Annotated in this window: 15 protein-coding genes and 2 rRNA genes; 12 read left to right on the top strand and 5 right to left on the bottom strand. The window is 52.6% G+C overall.

Annotated features, from left to right (window positions below; genetic code table 11):
- Positions 1 to 278 precede the first annotated feature (278 nt).
- The 5 genes from K3T82_RS04450 (at position 279) to lacZ (ending at position 7,949) form a co-directional block, all read left to right on the top strand.
- Positions 279 to 1,265: a LacI family DNA-binding transcriptional regulator gene (locus K3T82_RS04450; RefSeq protein WP_220192279.1), complete on the top strand. Its 987-nt coding sequence runs from the start codon at positions 279 to 281 to the stop codon at positions 1,263 to 1,265.
- 128 nt (positions 1,266 to 1,393) lie between these two features.
- Positions 1,394 to 2,686 carry an extracellular solute-binding protein gene (locus tag K3T82_RS04445; RefSeq protein ID WP_220192278.1) on the top strand — a complete coding sequence of 431 codons (1,293 nt, stop codon included), beginning with the start codon at positions 1,394 to 1,396 and terminating at the stop codon, positions 2,684 to 2,686.
- A gap of 103 nt (positions 2,687 to 2,789) precedes the next feature.
- Positions 2,790 to 3,734, top strand: a complete 945-nt coding sequence (locus K3T82_RS04440) for a carbohydrate ABC transporter permease (protein ID WP_236031004.1) — start codon at positions 2,790 to 2,792, stop codon at positions 3,732 to 3,734.
- A 22-nt stretch (positions 3,735 to 3,756) separates the two neighbouring features.
- Complete coding sequence (locus K3T82_RS04435) at positions 3,757 to 4,596, top strand: carbohydrate ABC transporter permease (protein ID WP_220192277.1); 840 nt, start codon at positions 3,757 to 3,759, stop codon at positions 4,594 to 4,596.
- A 110-nt stretch (positions 4,597 to 4,706) separates the two neighbouring features.
- Positions 4,707 to 7,949 carry a beta-galactosidase, LacZ type gene (gene lacZ / locus K3T82_RS04430; RefSeq protein ID WP_220192276.1) on the top strand — a complete coding sequence of 1,081 codons (3,243 nt, stop codon included), beginning with the start codon at positions 4,707 to 4,709 and terminating at the stop codon, positions 7,947 to 7,949.
- 70 nt (positions 7,950 to 8,019) lie between these two features.
- On the opposite strand, the gene K3T82_RS04425 is transcribed toward lacZ, so the two are convergent.
- The 4 genes from K3T82_RS04425 to K3T82_RS04410 all read right to left on the bottom strand — a co-directional run bounded on the left by K3T82_RS04425 (position 8,020) and on the right by K3T82_RS04410 (position 11,322).
- Positions 8,020 to 9,204, bottom strand: a complete 1,185-nt coding sequence (locus K3T82_RS04425; RefSeq protein ID WP_220192275.1) for a beta-galactosidase — start codon at positions 9,202 to 9,204, stop codon at positions 8,020 to 8,022.
- Positions 9,201 to 9,989: a PIG-L deacetylase family protein gene (locus K3T82_RS04420; protein ID WP_220192274.1), complete on the bottom strand. Its 789-nt coding sequence runs from the start codon at positions 9,987 to 9,989 to the stop codon at positions 9,201 to 9,203. Before K3T82_RS04420 ends, K3T82_RS04425 begins: the two co-directional genes overlap by 4 nt.
- A 50-nt stretch (positions 9,990 to 10,039) precedes the next feature.
- Positions 10,040 to 10,873, bottom strand: coding sequence for a phytanoyl-CoA dioxygenase family protein (locus tag K3T82_RS04415; protein ID WP_220192273.1), 834 nt, complete (start codon positions 10,871 to 10,873; stop codon positions 10,040 to 10,042).
- 191 nt (positions 10,874 to 11,064) lie between these two features.
- Complete coding sequence (locus K3T82_RS04410; RefSeq protein ID WP_220192272.1) at positions 11,065 to 11,322, bottom strand: SHOCT domain-containing protein; 258 nt, start codon at positions 11,320 to 11,322, stop codon at positions 11,065 to 11,067.
- A 351-nt stretch (positions 11,323 to 11,673) separates the two neighbouring features.
- Here K3T82_RS04410 and K3T82_RS04405 point away from each other — a divergent pair, with 351 nt between their 5' ends.
- From K3T82_RS04405 to K3T82_RS04375, 7 genes are all read left to right on the top strand, one after another.
- Positions 11,674 to 11,877 carry a hypothetical protein gene (locus tag K3T82_RS04405; protein ID WP_220192271.1) on the top strand — a complete coding sequence of 68 codons (204 nt, stop codon included), beginning with the start codon at positions 11,674 to 11,676 and terminating at the stop codon, positions 11,875 to 11,877.
- Between the two features lie 134 nt (positions 11,878 to 12,011).
- Positions 12,012 to 13,486: ribosomal RNA gene (locus tag K3T82_RS04400) — 16S ribosomal RNA — on the top strand.
- A 356-nt stretch (positions 13,487 to 13,842) separates the two neighbouring features.
- A 23S ribosomal RNA gene (locus tag K3T82_RS04395) occupies positions 13,843 to 16,823 on the top strand.
- The 16S and 23S rRNA genes sit together here, the layout of an rRNA operon.
- Positions 16,824 to 17,258: 435 nt before the next feature.
- A complete protein-coding gene (locus K3T82_RS04390; RefSeq protein WP_220192270.1) occupies positions 17,259 to 19,265 on the top strand; it encodes a hydantoinase/oxoprolinase family protein in 2,007 nt (668 codons plus the stop codon).
- A 4-nt stretch (positions 19,266 to 19,269) separates the two neighbouring features.
- The gene (locus K3T82_RS04385) at positions 19,270 to 20,859 is read left to right on the top strand and encodes a hydantoinase B/oxoprolinase family protein (protein ID WP_220192269.1); all 1,590 of its coding nucleotides are present in this window, start codon (positions 19,270 to 19,272) and stop codon (positions 20,857 to 20,859) included.
- Positions 20,860 to 20,989: 130 nt separating this feature from the next.
- Positions 20,990 to 21,253, top strand: a complete 264-nt coding sequence (locus K3T82_RS04380; protein ID WP_236031002.1) for a glutaredoxin family protein — start codon at positions 20,990 to 20,992, stop codon at positions 21,251 to 21,253.
- Between the two features lie 224 nt (positions 21,254 to 21,477).
- Positions 21,478 to 22,671 (top strand): aminotransferase class V-fold PLP-dependent enzyme, encoded by a 1,194-nt coding sequence (locus tag K3T82_RS04375; protein ID WP_220192268.1) that lies wholly within the window; start codon positions 21,478 to 21,480, stop codon positions 22,669 to 22,671.
- A gap of 174 nt (positions 22,672 to 22,845) precedes the next feature.
- Here the strand turns inward: K3T82_RS04375 and K3T82_RS04370 are convergent, their stop codons facing one another.
- Positions 22,846 to 23,352, bottom strand: coding sequence for a hypothetical protein (locus K3T82_RS04370; protein ID WP_220192267.1), 507 nt, complete (start codon positions 23,350 to 23,352; stop codon positions 22,846 to 22,848).
- Positions 23,353 to 23,389: the final 37 nt, after the last annotated feature.

Genomic DNA, 23,389 nt, shown 5'->3' with positions numbered 1-23,389 from the left:
AGATTATTATATATGATACATCTAGTATATGCGATAGTCATCCTCTATCACAAATGGACACACACTACATCCTATGTATATTACTGCCTCTGAGTTGTATTGGCGCCTATAGCTTCCAGAGAGTGGGGATGAGCACGCGATGTTGATGTCGCGAGTCGAGTTTACAGTCGGGTTAATTTTCGCTTGCTAACCATTGACTTTCCTCATTTTGCATGGTATCTTTTTTGCAAGGTTATCGATTACCCAGCCTGATTAACAAAGATGTTTGAGGGGGGTGTATGGCGACTATTTATGATATTGCCAGAATGGCGGGTGTCACACCGACAACCGTCTCCAAAGTGCTCGCAGGCAAAGGCTCGATAAGCGCGGCCACGCGCGAACGTGTCATGCAATATGCCCGAGAACTTAATTATCAGCCCAATTTGATCGCCCGTAGTTTGATTAAGGGGCGTACAGATGTCATCGGGCTGGTACTGCATGAAATGAGCAATCTCTTCTATGCCGAAATCGCCGAGATTGCCGAACGCCTCGCGTATGAACGTAACTTGCGCATCTTCGTGACGACCATTGGCAAGAGTGAGGGGCAGCAACTCCTACAGGATCTGGCTCTGAGGCGTGTGGATGGCTTGATCATTGCTGCTGGTACGATCTCACCTGAAACCTTCAACTCTATGTCAGATCTTCATATTCCCGCTGTCTATTGCTTCTGGGAAGCGAGTGAACAGCAGGTTGATCATTATGTAGCCTTCGACTTTCAGCAGGCAGGTCGCTTGGCCGCTGAACACCTGCTAGAACTCGGTCATCGCCGCTTCGGGGTGGTGAGTCATGTCCAACATTCGCGCTTTACTGGCTTCAAGGAAACCTTGCTTCAGAACGGCATTTCCCTGGATGACGCATATATTCAATGGGGTGAATCTAACCTGGAGAGCGGCAGGGTCTCGGGCCATAAACTCCTGACCATGCCAGAGCGACCTACCGCGATTTTTGCGACCAACGATATGTCGGCTATGGGTGTGCTCTCTGCAGCCTGGGATCTAGGCTTGCGCGTTCCACAGGATATCTCGATTGTCGGACATGATGATAACGAGATTACCGCGTACACTACTCCACCTTTGACTACCATTCGCATTGATAAGCCTGCTATGCTGGCGACATCTATCGATGTATTGCTTTCTGCTATTGATGGCAAACCCGTCATGACTACTCCATCGTTTCCCGCTCGTCTGATGACTCGTCAATCGAGTGGGCCGTGCCCTGAAGAATAACGAAAGGAGGCCAATGCTTTTTAGTCGACGTTGACTTTTATAGCTTTCGCTGTTGACTGCATGTAGGGTCGTTAGATAGACATATATTTTGCTCTTAGTCCCCTACTTATTTGGTTAAGGAGGAACCTATGACAACCCATGTGCCGGAGAGTAAGAAGCGCACTCGCTTCCCTTCTGCTCTCTTTTTGAGTGTACTGGCATGTTGTATGATGCTGATTCCCCTTCTTTTAAGCGCCTGTGGAGGGCCTTCCGATGGTAAGATCCACCTTACTATGTGGTATTGGAACCGCTCGATTGATGATAAACTCATCGCACAGGTGGGCCAGCAATTCCCCAATATTGTGTTGAATGCCGAGAAGATTTCCGACTATGACAATAAAGTTCGGACATCAATGGCCGGACACAGTGGCGTGCCGGATATCATGGGCATTAACTCCAACATCTCGATCTATTATCCCGATGAAGACCAGTTTGTGGATCTCAATACTGTAGGTGCGAACGATATCAAGTCGCTCTACTTGCCATGGAAATGGTCACTTGGTACCTCTCCCAAGGGACGCCAGATTGCTATCCCGATGGATACTGGCCCAACCGCACTGTTCTATCGCTCTGATATCTTCGAGAAGGCTGGACTGCCTACCGATCCTGATGCCGTTGCCAATCTCTTTAAGGACTGGGACTCGTATCTACAAGCCAGCGCTAAGATCTCGTCCGCCACGGATGGTAAGTCCTTCCTGCTAGATGACATCTATACCGTCTTTAGCATGCAATTGGACGCGAGCAAAGAGCACTATTTTACCGCTGATGGAAAGTACGTTGGAAATTCAGCGAATATCAAGCAGATGTGGGATCAGGCCGTCAAAGCTGTTAAGACGCAAGGGGCCATCAGTAAGAGCACAGGTTTCTCAAGTGACTGGAACCAGGCCGCGAATAACGGGCGCATCGCTTCTTTTATCAGCGCTGTCTGGATGAAACAAATTCTCTCGGAGGCCGCTCCAGATACCACAGGCAAGTGGCGTATCGCCCGTGCGCCTGGTGGTGATGGTAATTATGGTGGTTCCTTCATGGCTGTAACCACAGCTAGCGAACATCCTAAAGAGGCGTATGAGGTCATCAAATGGCTCCAATCGCCGGAGAATCAGTTGCGCTCCTATCAGACTCTTCAACTCTTCCCATCCGCTATCAAGTCGCTTGACGATCCATCTTTGAGTCAGCCTGAGCCATTTTTCGGGGGCCAGAAGACCACGCCAATCTTCGTGGAAGCCGCCAAGAATGTGCCTCTCTTCTCAACAAACCCGATGGATGGCGTGGTTGATAACGAACTCCGATCCCAGCTAACGGAGATTCAGTTCAACAATAAAGATCCCGAAAAAGCCTGGAAAGACGCCCAGGATGCTATTCAACGCGACCTGTTACGCTAATGCTTCACGGATACGCCTTTCGAAAACCTGAGCGCGCGAGCGCTTGCTACGCGAGTGGCGTTGGTTTTCGCGTAAGACGCAAGAGGATAGGAGGTCATTCCCTATGAGTAGTATCATGCAGACTGCGGCTCCAACAAAGAGCCAGAGCGCCAGCCGCGTGGCGCCTGCAAATGGTAAGTTGCGCAAATTTTTGCCGCTCTACCTCTCCATCGCGCCGTATTATATTCTCTTTCTGGTCTTTGGCCTATTCCCGGTTCTTTTTTCGTTGTACTTAGCCTTCCAGCGTTGGGATGGCATCGGCACCATGACGTTTGTGGGTTGGAACAACTTCTACTTCGTGCTTACCGATCCTATCTTTGGCAAAGCGATCTTCAATACCTTTGCCATCTGGGTCATATCGACTATTCCTATGCTGTGTATCGCGCTGGTACTCGCTTTTCTGCTTAACCAGCGCTCACGTTCCAAACTGGCCTACCAGCTCTGCTTCTATATCCCGAATATGACCTCCATTGTAGCAGTGACGCTGATCTTTCAGTCGTTCCTGGGTGACCAGTTTGGCTTGATTAACCAGACGCTGGCCGCGATCCACCTGCCCGCTGTTCCCTGGTTAACTGATCCCTGGGGAATCAAGTGGTCAATCGCTCTGATGGTCATCTGGCGTTGGACTGGCTACAATGCCCTGGTTTATATGGCTGGCTTGCAGAATATTCCCACCGAGTACTATGATGCTGCGCGTACTGATGGCGCGAATACCTGGGATATCTTCTTCAACATTACGTTACCTCTGCTACGACCGATAGTTCTCTTTACCGTGATTAGCTCCACCATCGGTGGTTTGACGCTCTTTACCGAGCCGCAAGTCCTCTTCTTGACACCTGCTAATAATGGTGGTCCTGGTCATGAGGGCCTGACGATGGCGCTCTACCAATACTGGCAAGGCTTTGCATCCTATCAGTATGGCTTTGGCGCGGCGGTAGGCTGGATCGTCTTTTTGATCCTACTCGTCTGCACCATTATTAACTGGCGACTAGTACAGCGCGGAGAGTAAGCAGAAGAAGGGAGTATTTCAGATGAAACAGTATAGTACGCCGCTTCAGCGGGTTGTAACTCATATCCTGCTCCTGATCGGACTGGTGGTCTCGGTCTTCCCATTCTACTGGATGTTTGTCATGTCGACGAATACTACCAGTGATATCTACCGTGTGCCGCCAGTGCTCATCTTTGGCAATCAATTGCTGGTCAATGTCTCGCATGTCTTCCAGAATATTGACTTCGTGCAGAACTTCATCAACACGCTGATTGTAGCTGCTGTGTTGACGGCCCTGACGCTGTTCTTTTGTTCTATCGCGGGCTTCACATTTGCCAAATTTGATTTCCCAGGGAAGAACGTGCTCTTTGTGATTCTGCTGGGTACGCTGATTCTTCCATCGGGCGCGGCTGCTGGTTCTCTCATCGGTTCCTTTGAGATCACGGCTGGACTGGGCTGGGTCAATACTTTCCTGCCCTTGATTGTGCCATCGATGGCCTCAGCCTTTGGCATCTTCTGGATGCGTCAGAACGCGCTCTCTATCCCAACAGAGCTCATTGACGCAGCCAGGATTGATGGCGCAGGCCATATGCGTCTGTATGTGACGGTTGCGTTGCCAGCCTTACGGCCCGCGCTAGGTTTCCTGGGTATCCTGACCTTCATTACTGCCTGGAATGATTACCTTTGGCCTTTGATTGTGTTGAACAATCCCAAAATCTATACCCTTCAGGTGGCTCTTGCCTCCTTGAATGGGATCTACAACACGGATTATAGTATGGTCATGGCTGGGACTTTACTCTCAACCATTCCATTAATTATTATCTTCTTCCTGGGGGCTCGCCAGTTCATCGCTAACCTCTCTGCTGGTGCGCTGAAGTTCTAGAGCCGATAAGGGGATGTATACGTGGGTTGTATGCGTCCCCTACCTTTCCCATGGAAGTATGTTAGGCGTGTATCTTTGTATGTTTAACTCTGGAAAGAGAGACCTGACCTATGACAGAGCAGTCTGAGAGCAGCCTGCCGACTAACAAACACACGTTCGATGAACAGCGCCCCAGCACCCCAGACTGGGAGACCCATTTGCTCCTTCAGAGGCAGCGATTGGATGGTCGCGCCTCCTTTGTATCCTATGCTGAGGCTCAATCTGCTCTGTCATTTGAACGCGAGCAATCGCCGTTTTTCAAACTCCTCAATGGAGATTGGAAGTTCTCTTACTGGCCCTCGCCTGCCGAGGCTCCCGCTGGATTCTATGAGGATGACTACAATGTCACGTCATGGGATAACCTGCCAGTTCCTTCCAACTGGCAGATGTATGGCTACGGGCATCCCCATTATACCAATGTGAACTATCCCTTTCCGGTAGAGCCGCCTTATGTGCCCACGGAGAATCCGACCGGGTGCTATCGGCGAACATTCTTTGTGCCCGATACCTGGAAAGATCGCTCTATTGCCCTGCGCTTTGAGGGGGTCGATAGCGCCTTTCATGTCTGGGTGAATGGTTCAGAGGTTGGATATAGCCAGGGAAGCCGCCTGCCCTCCGAGTTTGATGTTACTTCCTATCTACGGTCTGGTAAAAACACCGTATCTGTGCGTGTCTACCAGTGGTCGGATGGTAGCTATATTGAGGACCAGGATCAGTGGTGGCTCAGTGGCATCTTCCGCGATGTGTATCTGTTAGCTCGCCCTAAACTTAATGTTGCTGACCTCTTTGTCCAGACCAATTTTGATGCCGACACTCGGCATGCGCGCCTCTCTGTCCGAGCCTCCTTTACTGCTATCGGAATCGAGGCTGAGCAACGTGGTAAAGTGGCTCTCACCCTGCTCGATGCACAGGATCAGCCAGTGCCTCTCAGTGTATCAGAGGGCATTTTTACCGTGACTCCGGACTCTCCCAATACCTTTCTAGAGCTTCAATCGCCGATTGCTGCGCCGAGGCTCTGGTCTGCTGAGGACCCGTATCTGTATCGCTTGCTGGTGACGCTCTATGATGCCGATGGCAAGGTGTTGGAGGTGATTCCACAGCGCATCGGTTTCCGCTCCGTTGTCTTGCGGGATGGTGTCTTCCTCGTAAATGGGGTAGCTCTTAAGCTCAAAGGCGTGAACCGGCACGACGCGCATCCCGACTTTGGTAGGGCAGTTCCTTATGAGGCAATGGTGCAGGATATCCTGCTCATGAAGCAGCACAACATCAATACGGTGCGTACCTCACACTATCCAAATGATTCCCGCTTTCTGGATCTGTGTGATGAGTATGGGCTTTATGTGATTGATGAGACTGATTTGGAATGTCACGGCTTTGGCACCACTACTGAGGAATTTGATCTCTCTACCCTTCCAGACGCTGAGAGGGCGGAAATGTGGGCGAAGCATGAAGAGGCTTCTGCGCGCTGGACCAGTGATAATCCTGAGTGGGAAGCGGCCTATGTGGATCGTGCTGCTCGTATGGTTGAGCGTGATAAGAACCATGCCAGTATCATCATGTGGTCGCTTGGCAATGAGTCCTTCTTTGGCCACAATCATGAAGCGATGGCTGCCTGGATTCGCGCGCATGATTCTACTCGCCTTATCCATTACGAAGGTGATAGAAAGGCTCAGGTCGCCGATGTCTTCAGCACCATGTATACCTCGGTTGAAGAGCTTATTAAGCTTGGTGAGCGCACCGATCTCGATAAGCCGCACATACTTTGCGAGTATGCCCATGCGATGGGCAATGGACCGGGTGGCCTGACCGAATATTGGGATGCGATCTATGCCCATCGACGGCTTCAGGGCGGTTGCGTCTGGGAGTGGTGCGATCATGGTATTCGTCAGCACACGGTTGATGGTAAGGAATACTTCGCGTATGGTGGTGACTTCGGTGATGAACCCCACGATGGCAACTTCGTCATCGACGGACTTGTCTTCGCCGACCGTGCGCCATCGCCCGGATTGATTGAATACAAAAAAGTCATTGAGCCAGTTAAGGTTGAAATGGTGGATGCGAGCAGTGGATCAGTGCGTATCCACAACCGCTACGACTTCATTTCGTTGAACCATTTGAACTGCGCGTGGTCATTGCTACGAGACGGCGTGATCATCCAGCAGGGAAGCCTGCCCCTGCCTGAGATTACGGCGCATAGTTCCGCGATTGTGCAGGTTCCCTTCACACTTCCTACTAATCATCCTGAGTGTGATTACTGGTTGAATCTGGATTTTGCTTTGGCCTTCGCAACCCCCTGGGCGAAACAGGGGCATGAGATTGCCAACACTCAATTCTGCCTGGCAGAGGCCGGATCTGTCGAAGTTGTCGATGTACAGGCGCTTCCTGCGCTGTACAGCCAAGCTGACGCGACGACCCTGACTATTACAAGTCCGGACATGGAAGTGCGATTCGATACCGTCTACGGCGTTCTCACATCCTGGGTGTATGAGGGTAGGCAACTGCTCGAAGAAGGCCCTCGTTTGAGCTTCTGGCGTGCAACGACGGACAATGATCGCGGTTTCACGAATGTTGCTGGAAAATGGAAATCGTTCGGCTTACACCAACTCAGGCCGCGTGTTCAGCGTGTGCATTGGGAGGCTATCGATGGTGATAAGGCGGTTAAAGTAGAGGTCGAAGTTCGGATCGCCCCTCCTATTAAGAGCTGGGGGATAACATGCGTCTACGAATACACGATCTATGGCTCTGGTGAGATCGTGCTTTCGGTGCGAGGGTTGCCAGGAGAGGGCGGGCCCAAGACGCTACCCCGAATTGGCCTTGAACTCAAGCTGCCACAAACGCATACCACCGCTAGTTGGTATGGTCGCGGTCCAGGGGAATCATATGTGGATACCAAACAAGCCAATCGTGTGGGGCGATATACGAAGTCGGTTGATGAATTGTTCACCTCATATACCTTTCCGCAAGAGAATGGCAATCGCTCGGAAGTACGTTGGGTCAGTGTTATGGATGGTCGTGGAACTGGTCTGCTCGCCGTGGGCAAGTCTGAGCTGAACTTCAGTCTGCATCGCTACACTACCGCTCAGCTAGAAGAAGCTCGCCATACCTATGAACTTACGGATGCTGGTTATCTCACCTGGCATCTGGATTATCGTCAGAGAGGTATAGGGTCTGCGAGCTGTGGGCCAGATGTTGCGCCTCAGTATGAGTTGCGCAATGAGCCATTCCAGTTCATTCTCTGCCTGCGTCCCTTCTCAACGGACCTTGCTACTCCATCGACATTGAGCAAGCAAGTGCCCTGGCCCCAGGCGAAATAAAACAGATGTGTCATCACTGTCTGCTAAATGCAGACAGTGATGGCGCTAATCCTCTTCAGAACCCTCCCCTTTAGGCTTGTTCAAGAATGCGAGCGAAGGCCTGAAGATAGCTTGGGTCTGAGTATTGCTGACGGAGTATCCAGTATTCCGCGCCCCAGAAGAGGTAGGCTGATAGTAAGCCCCTCTTCTGGGGCCAGCGCATACAGGTATTATAGTTCGTTATGATGTGTTCTGGCAGACAACTAGACATACCTTGCCCACGTGGATTTGGAGGAATCGTTATTGCTTCCCACGGCTCTGCCTGTCCCTCTGAAATCATAAGCTTCTGCCTCTGAGAGTGCGTTTGTGAAAATAGCCGCCTGAGTCTTCGCTGTTGCCACCAGTAACTCTTACTGCCATCCAGATACACAGTTCTCTTTCCAAGGGCTACGAGCGCATGGCGAGGGTAATAGTCGATCCCAACGATATCTGCCATTTGCTGAGCTACATCTAGCGAGTCCCCTTGATCTCGGGTCTGCCACCACTGCGAGAGGCTGACGAGCAACGAGGTTGGCAGAAAGCCATTAAGCAGGATTGGCCTGCCAGGATCGACTTCACGAACAGCCTTCATTTCCTGTTCGACAAAGCTTGTATCCAGCCGCCAGCTATGTTCTATTCCCAGTGGATCAACGGCCTCATGTTCGAGTTGCCACGCGATAATACTCTTGTGTTCTCTATATCGCTTGAGCAATCGTGTGATAAACGCTGTTGCGGCAGCCAGAAGCGTAGGATACGCATCAGGTTTAACGCGAGTATGATTGGGGAAAGGATGCGGAAGATAATGTTCTGGCGTAAAGAACTCGGGATAGCTAAAGGTTTTGAGGGGACCAAGACACAGGATGATCTGCTTACCAGCTCGTTCAGCGGCCTCTATCTGCCAATCAAGCTCATCAGTGCGAAACGCGCCCGGCTCAGGCTCTATACGCTTCCAGTAGGCTCCCAGGCGAATGAGCTCAAATGGGTAGGTCAGTAAGGTTTCCAGCGTGCTTCGCATATCTAAGCGCAGCGCTTCAATCTGCGGTGTACGGAAGCTGATTCCAAGTTGTGTCGAGTGTCGCGGTTCGATTGGCAGGGATTGCCATGTATCTGTTAGCGACTGGCTTGCTGGTTTCAGTCGGACTTCTGTCGCGAACGGTGCCGCCAGGAGACTTGTGGCGCCCGCGAGGAGGGCTGTGGTGCGCCAGATGGTGCCTGTGCCCTTGTTTGTTTTCGTCATGCTTCATTTACCTCAGCGAAATATTCGAAGAGCACCATGGAGAACAAAAACCAGGGAGGAAGCAGCCTTCCTACATTTTTCGTTAAAGAGGCGTGCTGGCTCTTATAGGTATACCAGGCTCTGATCTTTGCTCCGACGTTGGTCCCGATAAAAATCTTATGTGTGGGGAGTGCCTGCTTCTCTCGAAAATGACTATCTATCTCCAAATCTGCGGGCGCTTTGACCATGCCTAGCACACGTCGGGGAAATGTTACATACCAGAGTGGGAGATCGGGAAACCTGGTTTGTTTGAGCTCAGTAAGCACCTCAGAGCAAGTGATATGGTCCGCGTGACCATAAAAGCCCGCGAGGTCATACGTCATGAGCAGTTCCGGCTTTTCCTGTTGTATGATCTCATCAAGGAACCCCATGAGTTCTGGCTTCCTCTGTGAGAGCTTGCTATCTCCAAAGTCTTCCTGAATAAACCTGGAAATGCCAAGGATCGCGCTTGCTTTTTGAGCTTCTCTCAGGCGAATCTCCTTGAGCCTGTCTCCATTACCTGCCATGATTCCTCCGCGCTCGCCTCTGGTGAGAATGACCAGTGTAATTGCGCACCCATTTGCCGTCAGGCGATGCAGCACGCCTCCACAACCGATAGTTTCATCGTCTGCGTGGGGAAAGATAACAAGGACGCGACGAAATGGGCCTGGCTTCTTTGAGGGGACTGCGAAATCCGTGGCAATGAGAAATCCTGTTACCCAGAGAAGCGGGATGATAAGCAGTAGCTCGATTAAGAGAAGCGTCATGACTGGATTGGGCTCCCTTTCAACTGGCTTGCTAGTATGGTCATCACTTGTTAAAGGTAATCTCCAATCTCCCAATTCTTGGACCAGCGCGGATCAATCTCATCTTGTATACATTGGAAACGGATGTCAGTGGAGAGCCTGGTTCTCTGCAAGGGATCGTTGTTCACAGTCGCCGCGTGAATCATGTAGGGGCTGTGAATAACCATATCGCCCGCCTCATAGTCGGCGACCAGCCAGCGACTCTTAAAGCGCTCGGCCATGTCCGCGAGATCGGTGCTGACCCAGCCGTTGGCGCGCATATTTTGATTGTAAGCGCTGATTCGTTCTTCCTCGGATAGATTGGCATTCTTGACGCGAAATTCCGCCTCCATCTGGCGTCCAACCATGTCTGAGTGTTCCAGATAGATCAATCCTCCCATTTCGACAGGCGTATCCCCAAGGGGAATCCAGCTAGTATAAAGTTTGTCTGTTCCAGCACGTAGATAGATCAGATCATAGTGTCCACCTGTGCAATGATCCTCTCCGGGATGATTGAAGCGAATGAGTTTACGCTTATGTAGGTATGGCTGTCCGCGCAAAAACGCCTGATAGAAGTTCCATAGGCGCGGCATTGTGCAGAAATCCTGGTACTCCTGTGAGCGGAGGATCTCAAAAAAAGCTTGTGGTCCACGTGACTGAATAGATTGAAAGAAATGATCTCGGAAGTTGAGAACAATATTGCGCTTAAAGAAGCCTTTTAGCCAGAGATAGCCCTGTTCTTGATAGCGCCTCTGCAATTGTTTCATAGGAAGGTTTGGATCGCTAGGCTCAAGCCAGCCCAGACGTTCTGGAGTCATTACCAGCGTATGGCTATTACTAGTCAATGGATTGCTGAGAAGTCTCATAATGAAAGCTCCTTTCCCTGAGAATGCTTTGCCCTCCTGAGGTAGGGATGTGCCCCTCTTGATACACTTATAACATTCCGCTGCTGAAATCCCCGCGCCTTTGAGATCTGGGGAATGCGGCGTTCCTTGCTAGCCTGCTGTATAGAGGGGCAATGAGAGCACAGGGAAAAGGACTATGGTGGCTGAAGGGCCTAGTCGTGAACGCGCGCGGAACCTTCGAGGCGTTCGCGCATATGATCAAAGGTCATGCCATCAATCTCACCAAGGGCATAGCGTCGGCGTAGGATCTCCAGCGCGTCAATATCGGGGAAACGATTAAAAGGTCTCTCAAAAGATTTGCGGTAGCGTTCGCGTGCGCCAAGGAAGCGCCGCGCACCCCAACCGAAGAAGAGTAGCAATCCAATCCAGAACAATGGAAAAATGGGCCAGAAGCCCCATCCTGCGTGCATAATGTATTCTCCTTATTCTCCTTATTTTCATTTGTTTTCATTTGCCCACCAATATGAGCATGTACCCAAAGTATAGTGTCGTAGCATGACAGAGCTGTGAACTTTGCCGTCCAGTTTTGTCATCAATTTGTCATCTACGGAACTCTATGACCCCTCCTTTTTAGAGAAACAGTACCGTAGTCCTACCAGGAATCCACATATTGACAGGGATAGGAGGCTGTGGGATAATGACCCTCGCTCCACAAGAGCGGCGGATCGAGCTCACCACCGTGAGCCTCAGGAGGAGCGATCTCTTCGCAAGAGTTCCGAAAAGAAATTTTCGAGAGACCGAAAAACTCCTGAGAAAAAGGCTTGACAAAGCGCAAAGCCTATGCGATAATGACACCTGTCACCGGCGAGGACGAACGAATCTCCCGGATGACACGCCAGACCCACCGAGGTCGGCGGGGACGGCGCCCATGCGGCGTCGAGGACTCAGACGTACCTGAACAACTCAAGAGTGGAATGCAGATGGACATTGGCCCTTCTTCCAGCGCTCTCGCAAGGGAGCCATGAGAGGAAGGTACACAATCCTGTCAATTCTGCGAACAAGCAAACAAAGAAGCCAAGCACTTCTTTCAGCCTGGACGCAAACTCATTTACACCTTCGCTCATCTCCGCGTGAGGTGAGTCGAGATACATTCACAACTTGAATGGCGAGTTTGATCCTGGCTCAGGATAAACGCTGGCGGCGTGCCTAACACATGCAAGTCGAACGCCCTTGGCAACAAGGGAGTGGCGGACGGGTGAGGAACACGTGGGTACCTACCCCCAGGTGAGGAATACCGGCGAGAAATCGCCGACAATACCGCATAGCCTTCGCAAGAAGGAAAGTCCTTCGGGACGCCTGAGGATGGGCCTGCGCCTGATTAGCTGGTTGGTGAGGTAAAAGCTCACCAAGGCGACGATCAGTAGCTGGTCTGAGAGGATGGTCAGCCACACTGGGATTGAGAACGGCCCAGACTCCTACGGGGGGCAGCAGTGAGGAATTTTCGTCAATGGGGGCAACCCTGAACGAGCAACGCCGCGTGCAGGAAGACGCTTTTCGGAGTGTAAACTGCTTTTCTGAGGGACGAGAACGGACGGTACCTCAGGAAGAAGCCCCGGCTAACTACGTGCCAGCAGCCGCGGTAATACGTAGGGGCGAGCGTTGTCCGGAGTTACTGGGCGTAAAGGGCACGCAGGCGGTCCTGTAAGTCTGTTCTGACAGCTCCTGGCTCAACCGGGAGAGGCGAACGGAAACTGTAGGACTTGAGGACTTCAGAGGGACACGGAATTCCGGGTGGAGTGGTGAAATGCGTAGAGATCCGGAGGAACACCAAAGGCGAAGGCAGTGTCCTGGGAAGTACCTGACGCTCAGGTGCGAAAGCCAGGGGAGCGAACGGGATTAGATACCCCGGTAGTCCTGGCCGTAAACGATGACCACTAGATGTGGGGGGTATCGACCCCCTCCGTGTCGAAGTAAACACAATAAGTGGTCCGCCTGGGGAGTACGGTCGCAAGATTAAAACTCAAAGGAATTGACGGGGACCCGCACAAGCAGCGGAGCGTGTGGTTTAATTCGATGCAACGCGAAGAACCTTACCAGGTCTTGACATGTGGACGAAGCAGTGGTAATGCACTGTGCTCTTCGGAGCGTTCACACAGGTGCTGCATGGCTGTCGTCAGCTCGTGTCGTGAGATGTTGGGTTAAGTCCCGCAACGAGCGCAACCCCTACTGCCTGTTATAGGTTTCAGGTGGGACTGCCCGAAAGGGAGGAAGGCGGGGATGACGTCAAGTCAGCACGGCCCTTACGACCTGGGCGACACACACGCTACAATGGCCGGAGACAAAGGGAAGCGAACCCGCGAGGGGGAGCCAAGCTCAGAAAGCCGGTCTCAGTTCAGATTGCAGGCTGAAACTCGCCTGCATGAAGGAGGAGTTGCTAGTAACCGTAGGTCAGCACACTACGGTGAATACGTTCCCGGGTCTTGTACACACCGCCCGTCACACCACGAAAGTCGGCAACACCTGAAGCCGCCAGGCTAACCCTTTGGGAGGCAGGCGTCGAGGGTGGGGTCGGTGATTGGGGTGAAGTCGTAACAAGGTAGCTGTACCGGAAGGTGCGGCTGGATCACCTCCTTTCTAGGGAGTCACGAGGGACCCATGAGGTCACCTCAACTTCCAGGTCGAACAGGAACCTGTGGTGCTGATGTTGAAAGCTGCTTCCACTCTTGAGCGGTTGAGCGCTTCGTCGTCCCTCTTCGTGAGGGATATGCGAGTCTCACCCGAGCACCTTGAACAACCGAACATGTTTCCTTCAATTTTGCTGAGCGAGCACGCTGTGCCTGCTGCTTTCTAGAGTGTGTTTTCACACGACGGGGAGCATCCCGCGCGAGCGCTGATCGCTGACAGTGAACATGAAGACCGAATCCCAACAACAAAGGGTAGATACACACTAACAACAATTCTTCACATTCGGCGAAGAAAACGGCAAGGCAGAACAAGCGACAGAGAGTACGAGGTGGATGCCTTGGCGCTGAAGTCCGATGAAGGACGCGGAGACCGGCGAAACGTTCAGGGGGAGCTGCATCCAAGCTATGATCCCTGAGATTCCCAATGGGGCAACCCCTCCAGAGTTATGTCTGGAGACCCACCGTTGAACACATAGACGGTGTGGAGGATCGTGGGCGAACTGAAACATCTCAGTAGCCTGCGCAAGAGAAATCAACCGAGATTCCCGTAGTAGTGGCGAGCGAACCGGGAGGTAGCCCAAACCATCACGTCCTCGGACGTGGCGGGGTTGTAGGACTTCCATCAACACCATACTGACCTTACTTGAAGGCATTGGAACGTGCCACCAGAGGGGGTGAGAGTCCCGTAGAGGTCGGGGGCAGTACGGTGGGAAGGATCCTGAGTACCACGAGACACGTGCAATCTTGTGGGAAGCTGGGGGGACCACCCTCCAAGGCTAAAGAGCTTCAGCGACCGATAGCGAACAAGTACCGTGAGGGAAAGGTGAAAAGGACCCCGAGAGGGGGATGAAAGAGACCCTGAAACCACGTACTCACCAGCAGTCAGAGGCCACTCTTCCATGAGGAAGTAAGGGCTGATGGCGTGCCTTTTGTAGAATGATCCGGCGAGTGCATCGCACGTTGCGGGTTAACCAGCGTTAAAGCTGGGGAGCCAGAGGGCAACCGAGTCTGAATAAGGCGTGCGCGTAGCGGCGATGCGACCCGAAACCGTGTGAGCTATCCATGAGCAGAGTGAAGCGGATGTAACAGTCCGTCGAGGCTCGAACCCACCAGTGTTGCAAAACTGGGGGATGACTTGTGGATAGGGGTGAAATGCTAATCGAACACGGAGATAGCTGGTTCTCCCCGAAATGTATTGAGGTACAGCCACCCGAGAGAACTATCCTGGAGGTAGAGCACTGAGTAGGCTAGGGGCCCTGTGCGGGTTACCAACCCTAACCAAACTCCGAATGCCAGGACAGGATGCGGGTGAGTGAGACGGCGGGGGCTAAGCTTCGTCGTCAAAAGGGAAACAGCCCAGACCATCGGCTAAGGGCTCAAAATCGATGCTCAGTGTCAAAGGGGGTCAATGCGCCCAAACAGCCAGGATGTTGGCTTAGAAGCAGCCATCATTTAAAGAGTGCGTAATAGCTCACTGGTCGAGTGCAATGGCACCGACAACGTACCGAGGCTCAAGCATCGTCCCGAAGCCATGGATCTCTAGCTGAGCTAGAGATGGTAGGGGAGCGTTCCTGTGGCAGAGAAGCCAGATCGCAAGGACTGGTGGAGCGGCAGGAAGTGAGAATGCCGGAATGAGTAGCGCAATATCTGCGAGAACCAGATACACCGAATGCCTGAGGGTTCCTGGGCAACGTCAATCGTCCCAGGGTGAGTCGGGACCTAAGCCGAGGGCGTTAAGCCGTAGGCGATGGAAAGCAGGTCAGAGATTCCTGCACCGCACAGCTTCGTGATGGAGCAATGGGGGGACGCGGTAGGGAAGGTGAGCCGGTCGAATGGACAGGACCGGTGCCCAGCCAGAAGCGCGTGACCGAGGCAAATCCCGGTTGCGAAAAGCGTGACTGCTGGGCCGAGCGCCCGCGAGGGTGCGGAAGTCATCGGAGCCCAGGCCGCCAAGAAAAGCCTCTCGCCAGAAGACTGTGCGCCCGTACCGCAAACCGACACAGGTAGGCAGGGGGAACTCTCCCCAGGTGATCGAGCGACCCTCTGTTAAGGAACTCGGCAAATTGACCCCGTACCTTCGGAAGAAGGGGGGCCTGAGTAGCTGTCTCTTGGTAAGACAAGAGGTGGTGAGAAGGCTGCAAAAACGAGGCCCAAGCGACTGTTTACCAAAAACACAGGTCTCTGCGAACGCGAGAGCGGAAGTATAGGGGCTGACTCCTGCCCAGTGCCGGAAGGTTACGAGGAGTGGTGAGCGTAGCCACGAATCTAAGCCCCGGTGAACGGCGGCCGTAACTATAACGGTCCTAAGGTAGCGAAATTCCTTGTCGGGTAAGTTCCGACCCGCACGAAAGGAGAAACGACTTGGGCACTGTCTCGACAGAGGACTCGGCGAAATTGAAGTACCCGTGAAGATACGGGTTACCCACGACAGGACAAAAAGACCCCGTGGAGCTTTACTACAGTTTGGCCTGGAAACGAAGTATGGTGTGCGTAGGATAGGTGGGAGCCGAGGATTTCGCCCTTGTGGGGGCGGAGGAGGCAGCAGTGAAATACCACTCTCACCATGGTTTGTGTCTCACACGCATCCGTGATCCGGAGCGTGAACAGGGCCAGATGGGTAGTTTGACTGGGGCGGTCGCCTCCCAAAGAGTAACGGAGGCGCCCAAAGGTTCCCTCAGGGTGGATGGACATCACCCTCTCAAGAGTGTAAAGGCACAAGGGAGCTTGACTGCGAGGCAGACGCGCCGAGCAGGGACGAAAGTCGGGCTTAGTGATCCCACATTCCCGAGTGGAAGGAGTGTGGCTCAACGGATAAAAGCTACCCCGGGGATAACAGGCTTATCTTGCCCAAGAGTTCACATCGACGGCAAGGTTTGGCACCTCGATGTCGGCTCGTCGCATCCTGGGGCTGGAGTAGGTCCCAAGGGTTGGGCTGTTCGCCCATGAAAGCGGCACGCGAGCTGGGTTCAGAACGTCGCGAGACAGTTCGGTCTCTATCCGTCGTGGGCGTAGGAGAAGTGAGGGGAGTCATCTTCAGTACGAGAGGACCGAGATGGCTTGACCGCTGGTGTGCCAGTTGGGGGGCCTCCCCCAGAGCTGGGTAGCTACGTCAAGAAAGGAGAAGCGCTGAAAGCATCTAAGCGCGAAGCCGACCCCAAGACGACTTGTCCCACCTATTCTTCGGAGTAGGTCAAGATCCCAGGAAGAAGACCTGGTAGATAGGCTGCGCGTGGACGACTGGTAACAGGCGAAGCGGAGCAGTACTAATGATCGTACGGCTTGTTGCCACCAACGTGTATGTGTGTGTATGATCCTGTGTGGGAGTGGTTCTCATGGGCTGCTGTGAAGGGAGAAGCGCATGTGTGGGAGCAGGCAGGAGCGTGGCTCAGCAAAATTGAGGGAAACATGATTGAGTTGGTTCGAGGAGACAAGAGGGTTCCGAGGTCGCAGCGCGACATCGCGAACTCTTTTTCGTGTGTGTAAATAATTAAGTATTCAAGCATGCCCCATGAGCGTAGCATATTGTACTATATACGCAGATACCTTACTCCATATCCGAAAACCTATGCGCGTTTTTCTTGATACGAACATCAACGCCGCCGTTCAGGCGGCTAGCGCTGATGCGTCAGATGTTCGTCTAAGGAATTCACGTTAGCCGCGAGCAGCGGCTTCGGTTTTCGCGTGGGACCTGAAACTAACTATTGGGAAAGGGTATGTAAATCATGGCAAGCTTGCTTGTGGGCGTCGATACCGGCGGCACATTTACCGATATTGTCTTACTGCAAAATGGCCGCTTCAAAGTCCATAAAATATTGTCTACCCCCGATGACCCATCAAGAGCAGTAATTCAGGGCCTGGATGCTGTGCAGGCTCTAGATGATGTACGTGTTCTGGTACATGGATCAACTGTTGCGACCAATGCGGTATTGGAGCATAAGGGCGCGCGAACAGGTCTGATTACAACCGCTGGCTTTCGCGATGTGCTGGAGATAGGACGCCAAACCCGCCCCAGAATTTACGATTTACGTGTACAAAAGCTTCCACCTCTGGTTCCTCGGAAGTGGCGTATGGAGGTGATTGAGCGCCTGAATGAACGGGGTGAGGCGATTATCGCTTTGGATGAGGCTTCGCTGGCACAGGCTCTTGAGAATTTACATATAGCAGGTGTCGAGTCGGTCGCTATCTCTTTCCTCTTCAGTTTCGTAAACCCAACGCATGAACGTAAGGTCGCGCACGCCGCGCGAGATGCTGGTTTCTCTGTTTCTGCTTCTTGTGATGTGTTGCCTGAGTTCCGTGAGTTTGAACGAACCAGCACGACGGTTTTAAATGCCTATGTTGGGCCTCTGATGGATCGTTATCTTGGACACCTTGAGCATGCTCTCCCGTCGCGGACTTCATTGCGTATTATGCAATCCAATGGCGGTTCTATTTCTAGCGAAACTGCGCGGCAGGAAGCCGCGCGTACCCTGCTGTCAGGCCCTGCTGCTGGCGTGGTAGGCGCGGCGTTTGTCGCGCGTGCCTCTGGTTTTGAGCAGACTATCACACTAGATATTGGTGGCACATCAACCGATGTCGCGCTCATTAATGGTTCTATCGTCGAAACAACGAGCGGCACTCTTGGAGGCTATCCTACAAGGCTCCCTATGATTGATATTCATACTGTGGGGGCTGGTGGTGGGAGCATTGCCTGGTTTGATGTGGGAGGTGCTTTGCGTGTCGGACCCCGCTCATCGGGGGCGTATCCCGGCCCTGCCGCTTATGGGAGTGGTGGCGAAGAAGCAACTGTGACCGATGCGAATGTCGTGCTTGGTAGGTTGTTGCCGGATGCTTTCCTCGGCGGCACTATGACCCTGGACAGAGATCGCGCGCATGCGGCGGTTGCGAAGATTGCCGAGCATATGCATACTACTATTGAGGAGGCTGCTTTAGGCATCATAGCCGTTGTAAATGCGAATATGGAAGCCGCAATGCGTGTGATCTCCGTCGAGCGCGGCAGTGACCCTCGTGATTATACTCTTGTCGCTTTTGGTGGTGCTGGCCCTTTGCATGCCTGTGAACTTGCTGAGGCTCTAGGTATACCTCGCGTGCTGATTCCAACGGTTCCAGGTGTCCTCTCCGCGCTTGGAATGGTGGCCGCTGATACTCTCAAGGATTATGTGCGTACAGTCATGGTGCCCACTGAGAACGCTCTGGAGACGGTGAACTCCGTTTTAAACGAGCTAGAGGCGCAGGGGAGAGATGATTTATTGCGCGAGGGACTGACCGAGGAGCAGATTTCCCTAGAGAGATCTCTTGATCTGCGCTATGTGGGACAATCCTATGAGCTAGCTATTTCTTTTGCTGGCGATATGCGGGATGTCGTGGAGCGCTTTAACCTAGCCCATGAGCAACGCTTTGGCTATAGTGATCCGCATGAGCACGTACAGGTCGTGAACGTGCGTTTGAAGGCGCGCGGACGTACCGATCAACTCTCTCTGGAACGATATAATCCTGCCTCCAATCTCACTCCTGAGCCGAAAGAGACGCGCATTGCTATCTTTGGCAGGGATAATCAGGTATTACCTCAAACCGCTGCACTCTACGAGCGTGAAAGATTGCATGCAGGTATGCGCTTTCAAGGGCCTGCACTCATTATCCAGTATGATACGACGACTGTAATCCCGCCGTTGTGGCAAGCACAAGTCGACGTTGTTGGTAACCTGCTGCTAGAGCGTTCAGTGGAGGATTAAACCAATGATGACAACCCCTGTAACCCCTGTGAGTCTGGAGGTTTTTCGCAGCGCATTGACGGCTGCAGCGGAAGAAATGGGCACTGTACTCATGCTCAGCAGCTATTCTCCTAATATTAAGGAGCGTCGTGATTACTCATGCGCTCTCTTTGATGCACAAGGTCGTATGGTAGCCCAGGCTGCGCATATGCCTGTGCATTTGGGTGCCATGCCAGATTCAGTAGCGGCGGCGCTGCGTACCTTTTCATCTTTCGCGCCCGGCGATATCATTGCCTTGAACGACCCCTTTCTTGGTGGTTCGCATCTGCCTGATATTACCTTGATTACACCTATTTATACGGAGCTTGATGGAGAGCAACACCTTCTAGGCTTTGCGGCCAATCGCGCCCATCACTCTGATGTTGGCGGCATGTCGCCTGGTTCGATGCCTCTGGCTAGTGAGATCTATCAGGAGGGCATTATTATCCCTCCCCTGAAAATCTGGGAGGCTGGTCAGCCCAATCAGGCGCTACTCACTCTCATCCTGCGCAATGTGCGCACTCCTGACGAGCGCCGTGGAGACCTGGCGGCCCAGATCGCCGCCAATCGCACCGCGAGTCGTCGCTTTCAGGAACTTGCGGGGCGTTGGGGGGTACAGGCTTTAGATAAGCATGTTGAGGCTCTCATTGCTTATGCTGAGCGGATCACACGCGCAATCATTGAGGATATACCCGATGGCAGCTATCAGTTTAGTGATTACATGGACGATGATGGGCTGACTATGGAGCCTGTCCTGGTGAAGGTAACGCTCACGGTGCAAGGAAGTGATATGCTCGTTGATTTTAGTGGTAGTAGCGCGCAGGTACGGGGAAATATTAATACTGTCGCGGCTGTCGCCAGGTCTGCTGCCTATTATGCCGTGCGTTGTTTGATGCCAGAGGAAGCTCCCACCAATCAGGGAACATTTGCTCCAGTACAGGTTATCGCTCCTGAAGGAACCGTTGTCAATGCTCGCCCGCCCGCTGGCGTCGCCCAGGGGAACGTTGAGATGTCCCAGCGGATTACGGATGTTGTCTTTGGCGCGCTCGCGCAAGCCTTACCTGATGTTATTCTTGCAGCAAGCCAGGGAACCATGAATAACTTGACGGCAGGCGGGTTCGATCCTCGTACACAGCGCTTCTTTGCCTATTATGAGACAATGGGAGGTGGGATGGGTGCGCGGCCCGACCTTGATGGCCTCTCGGGTGTGCATGTGCATATGAGCAATACGCTCAATACGCCGGTTGAGGCGTTGGAATACGCCTATCCTATGCGTATCACTCGCTATCAACTACGTGATCATTCAGGTGGCGCGGGAGCCTCGCGGGGAGGTGATGGCTTGATTCGTGAGCTTCAATTTGAGGTTCCCACGGAAGTGACCTTGCTCTCTGAGAGGCGACATTTTGCCCCCTATGGCCTGCGAGGTGGAGAACCTGGGAAGTGCGGTGAGAATACATTGTACCACGATGGGCAGGAGACGCGTTTACCGGGAAAAGCCCATATACGGGTTGCGCCTGGAGACCGCCTGACAATTGCCTCTCCTGGAGGTGGGGGATGGGGAGAACCTGGGAAATAGTGATGATTCTTGATAGCTAATAAGCCTTGATCCGTACCATTATTATGGGAATAGATTGGATTTGACCAACTGTTACTATAAGTGAGATATAAAACGCTCGTCACTTAAACTATCTTTAAAGGAGTTCTCTGTGCCTGATACAACGGTAAACGACACTAAAATTAAAGTGTATAGCACTACCTGGTGTGGTGACTGTCGGATGGCGAAACGCTGGTTTGACTCGCATGGCATTGCTTATGAAGATATCAATGTAGAGCAAGACAAGCAGGCCGAAGAAGCGATGCTGAAGGTCAATGGCGGTAGATGGGTTGTGCCAACCATCGTCCTCGCCGATGGCTCTATTCTCACTGAGCCGAGCGCACGCGAACTTGCCGAGAAGTTCCCTCAGCAGTAAGCTTTTGCGCACTAATCACCTCAAAAGTTCTCCAGAAATACGCACGCTAGGAGAGCTTTTGAGGTTTTTTCCCGCAAATCTTCTCCTAAATGATCTCCACTTTCTTATCAGGTATGTAAATTTCGACGCTCCTCTGCTACAATAGATTCCAGGATGTAGAGACCCGCCTTGCGCCATATGCAGCCGATGCGACCGGCCCTATTTGTTGAAGGAGTAAAGCCCATATGACGATAGACGAGCCACGGATGCAGTATCCTGCACCGCCAGCGTTGGAACACCCCGAATTACTTGTCTACCGAGATGAATTTCCTATTTTGCAGCGTAAAACCTATCTGAATAGCTGCTCACTTGGTGCGCTCTCGCGCCGATCGATGCGGAACGTTGAGCAATTCATGGAGATGTGGAATGAGTGGGGAGCGCATGCCTGGTATGATATCTGGTTGGGGGAGATCGCGAAGGCCCGGCAGAAGTTTGCGAACCTTATCGGTGCTCATGTGCGTGAAATCGCGATAGCACCTAACGTCTCGACGGCCCTGAGCACTATATCCTCGGCCCTCAACTACGGTACACGTGATAAGGTTGTCATGGCTGATATGGATTTTCCCACCCTGACCTATCAATGGCTTGTCAAAGAGCGCCAGGGGGTCCAGTGCCAGTTCGTGGAGAGTCCTGATCATATCTACATTCCACCAGCACTCTTCGAAAGTGTGGTGGATGAGCGTACTGCACTGGTCGCTACCTCTCGCGTCGCCTTTACGAGCGGATATATTCAGGATATCCGCGCGGTTGCTGATATTGCGCACAAGCATGGAGCCTATATTCTTGTTGATGATTACCAGGGGACCGGGCAGATTCCCTTGAATGTGGTGGCGCAAGATATCGATATTTTAGTGACGGGTACTTTGAAGTGGTTGATGGGTGGCCCAGGCCTTGCGTTTGTCTATATTCGTGAGGGGCTTATCCCAACGCTTGAGCCAACGGTCGCGGGCTGGTTTGGGCATCGCGAGCAGTTTCAATTTAAGGCGCGCGAGTTCGCTTTTCGAGAGGACGCGACGCGTATCGAGATGGGGACACCTGCTATGGCTGCGGTCTATGCAGCCAATGGTGGTCTGGATATTGTGCAAGAGGCGAGTGTTGAAAGCATTTGTGAACGTACACGCTATCTCACCAATGACTTGATTGCACAGGCTCGCGAACAGGGATGGCAGGTGCGTGCACCTCAAGAACCAGAGTATCGCAACTCGATTGTAATGTTGGAGATAGAGGATCCGCAACAGGTGGTGAAGGAATTGGTTGCGCGTAATATTGTTGTGGATTCGCGTCCGGGCCTGGTTCGCATTTCTCCTTATTTCTACAATACTATAGAGGAAAATGCTATTGTTATTCAGGCCATCGCCGAGATTCTAGCTGCGAGGTAATTGCAGGCCCGTGTTGTGCTAACTGCTCTTCTCTGTATGCTCGTATTGGTGGAGAGCGGTCTTGGGCATAGGAAAAGAGGAGGGGAGCTATTCCAGATCCTCCATGTGATCTGGAATAGCTCCCCTCCTCTTTTTGTGCAATTACTGATTTGCTATCCCTGATATTAGGGATAGCTAGAGCGTGCTCCAGTAATCTGCGGCCTCGTCGGCGTTTTGATCGGCATTAGGCGAGGCCGCAATGATATTTTCTCCCTTTTGCTGCAATGCGCGCATTCTACCCGTCACCTGCTGCGCTCCAAATGAGCCATTGCCGGGCATCTGAGGCTGATACTGGGGTGGTGCTCCAGTTGCGGGACTAATGGGCTTTGGCATAGGCGAAAAATGGGTGGGGGCAGGGGCGGGACGTGGTGCCACCGATGCGGTTGGGAGAACTGGTTCCTGTCCCACCTGGTTATTCTCGGCTTCAGTAGGAATCGCGATAGCTGGGACACGTACTACAGGCTGAACAATGCCCTTGTTCATCATCTCATAGTATTCTGTCAGACGCAAGGCAATGAGTTGACCAGGCTGGTCAATCATGTGATGTTTTAAGGCATCGCTCCTTAGCGCCTCCAGGGCGTCCGAGTCTTTAAGAAGATTAACTGTAAAATGAATGAACTTGTCTGACGAGTTTTGTGACATAGCTAAATCGTCTCTCTCCCTACTCCTTCTACAAAAC

The sequence above is a fragment of the Ktedonospora formicarum genome, from assembly GCF_016587355.1.
Lineage (GTDB): Bacteria > Chloroflexota > Ktedonobacteria > Ktedonobacterales > Ktedonobacteraceae > Ktedonobacter > Ktedonobacter formicarum.
This window is presented reverse-complemented; position numbering and strand designations above follow the sequence as displayed.

Excerpts from the sequence above, each read along its gene's own strand:
- K3T82_RS04450 (WP_220192279.1), top strand. The coding sequence starts at position 279 with ATGGCGACTATTTATGATATTGCCAGAATGGCGGGTGTCACACCGACA.
- K3T82_RS04445 (WP_220192278.1), top strand. The coding sequence starts at position 1,394 with ATGACAACCCATGTGCCGGAGAGTAAGAAGCGCACTCGCTTCCCTTCT.
- K3T82_RS04440 (WP_236031004.1), top strand. The coding sequence starts at position 2,790 with ATGAGTAGTATCATGCAGACTGCGGCTCCAACAAAGAGCCAGAGCGCC.
- K3T82_RS04435 (WP_220192277.1), top strand. The coding sequence starts at position 3,757 with ATGAAACAGTATAGTACGCCGCTTCAGCGGGTTGTAACTCATATCCTG.
- lacZ (WP_220192276.1), top strand. The coding sequence starts at position 4,707 with ATGACAGAGCAGTCTGAGAGCAGCCTGCCGACTAACAAACACACGTTC.
- K3T82_RS04425 (WP_220192275.1), bottom strand. The coding sequence starts at position 9,204 with ATGACGAAAACAAACAAGGGCACAGGCACCATCTGGCGCACCACAGCC.
- K3T82_RS04420 (WP_220192274.1), bottom strand. The coding sequence starts at position 9,989 with ATGACGCTTCTCTTAATCGAGCTACTGCTTATCATCCCGCTTCTCTGG.
- K3T82_RS04415 (WP_220192273.1), bottom strand. The coding sequence starts at position 10,873 with ATGAGACTTCTCAGCAATCCATTGACTAGTAATAGCCATACGCTGGTA.
- K3T82_RS04410 (WP_220192272.1), bottom strand. The coding sequence starts at position 11,322 with ATGCACGCAGGATGGGGCTTCTGGCCCATTTTTCCATTGTTCTGGATT.
- K3T82_RS04390 (WP_220192270.1), top strand. The coding sequence starts at position 17,259 with ATGGCAAGCTTGCTTGTGGGCGTCGATACCGGCGGCACATTTACCGAT.
- K3T82_RS04385 (WP_220192269.1), top strand. The coding sequence starts at position 19,270 with ATGATGACAACCCCTGTAACCCCTGTGAGTCTGGAGGTTTTTCGCAGC.
- K3T82_RS04375 (WP_220192268.1), top strand. The coding sequence starts at position 21,478 with ATGACGATAGACGAGCCACGGATGCAGTATCCTGCACCGCCAGCGTTG.
- K3T82_RS04370 (WP_220192267.1), bottom strand. The coding sequence starts at position 23,352 with ATGTCACAAAACTCGTCAGACAAGTTCATTCATTTTACAGTTAATCTT.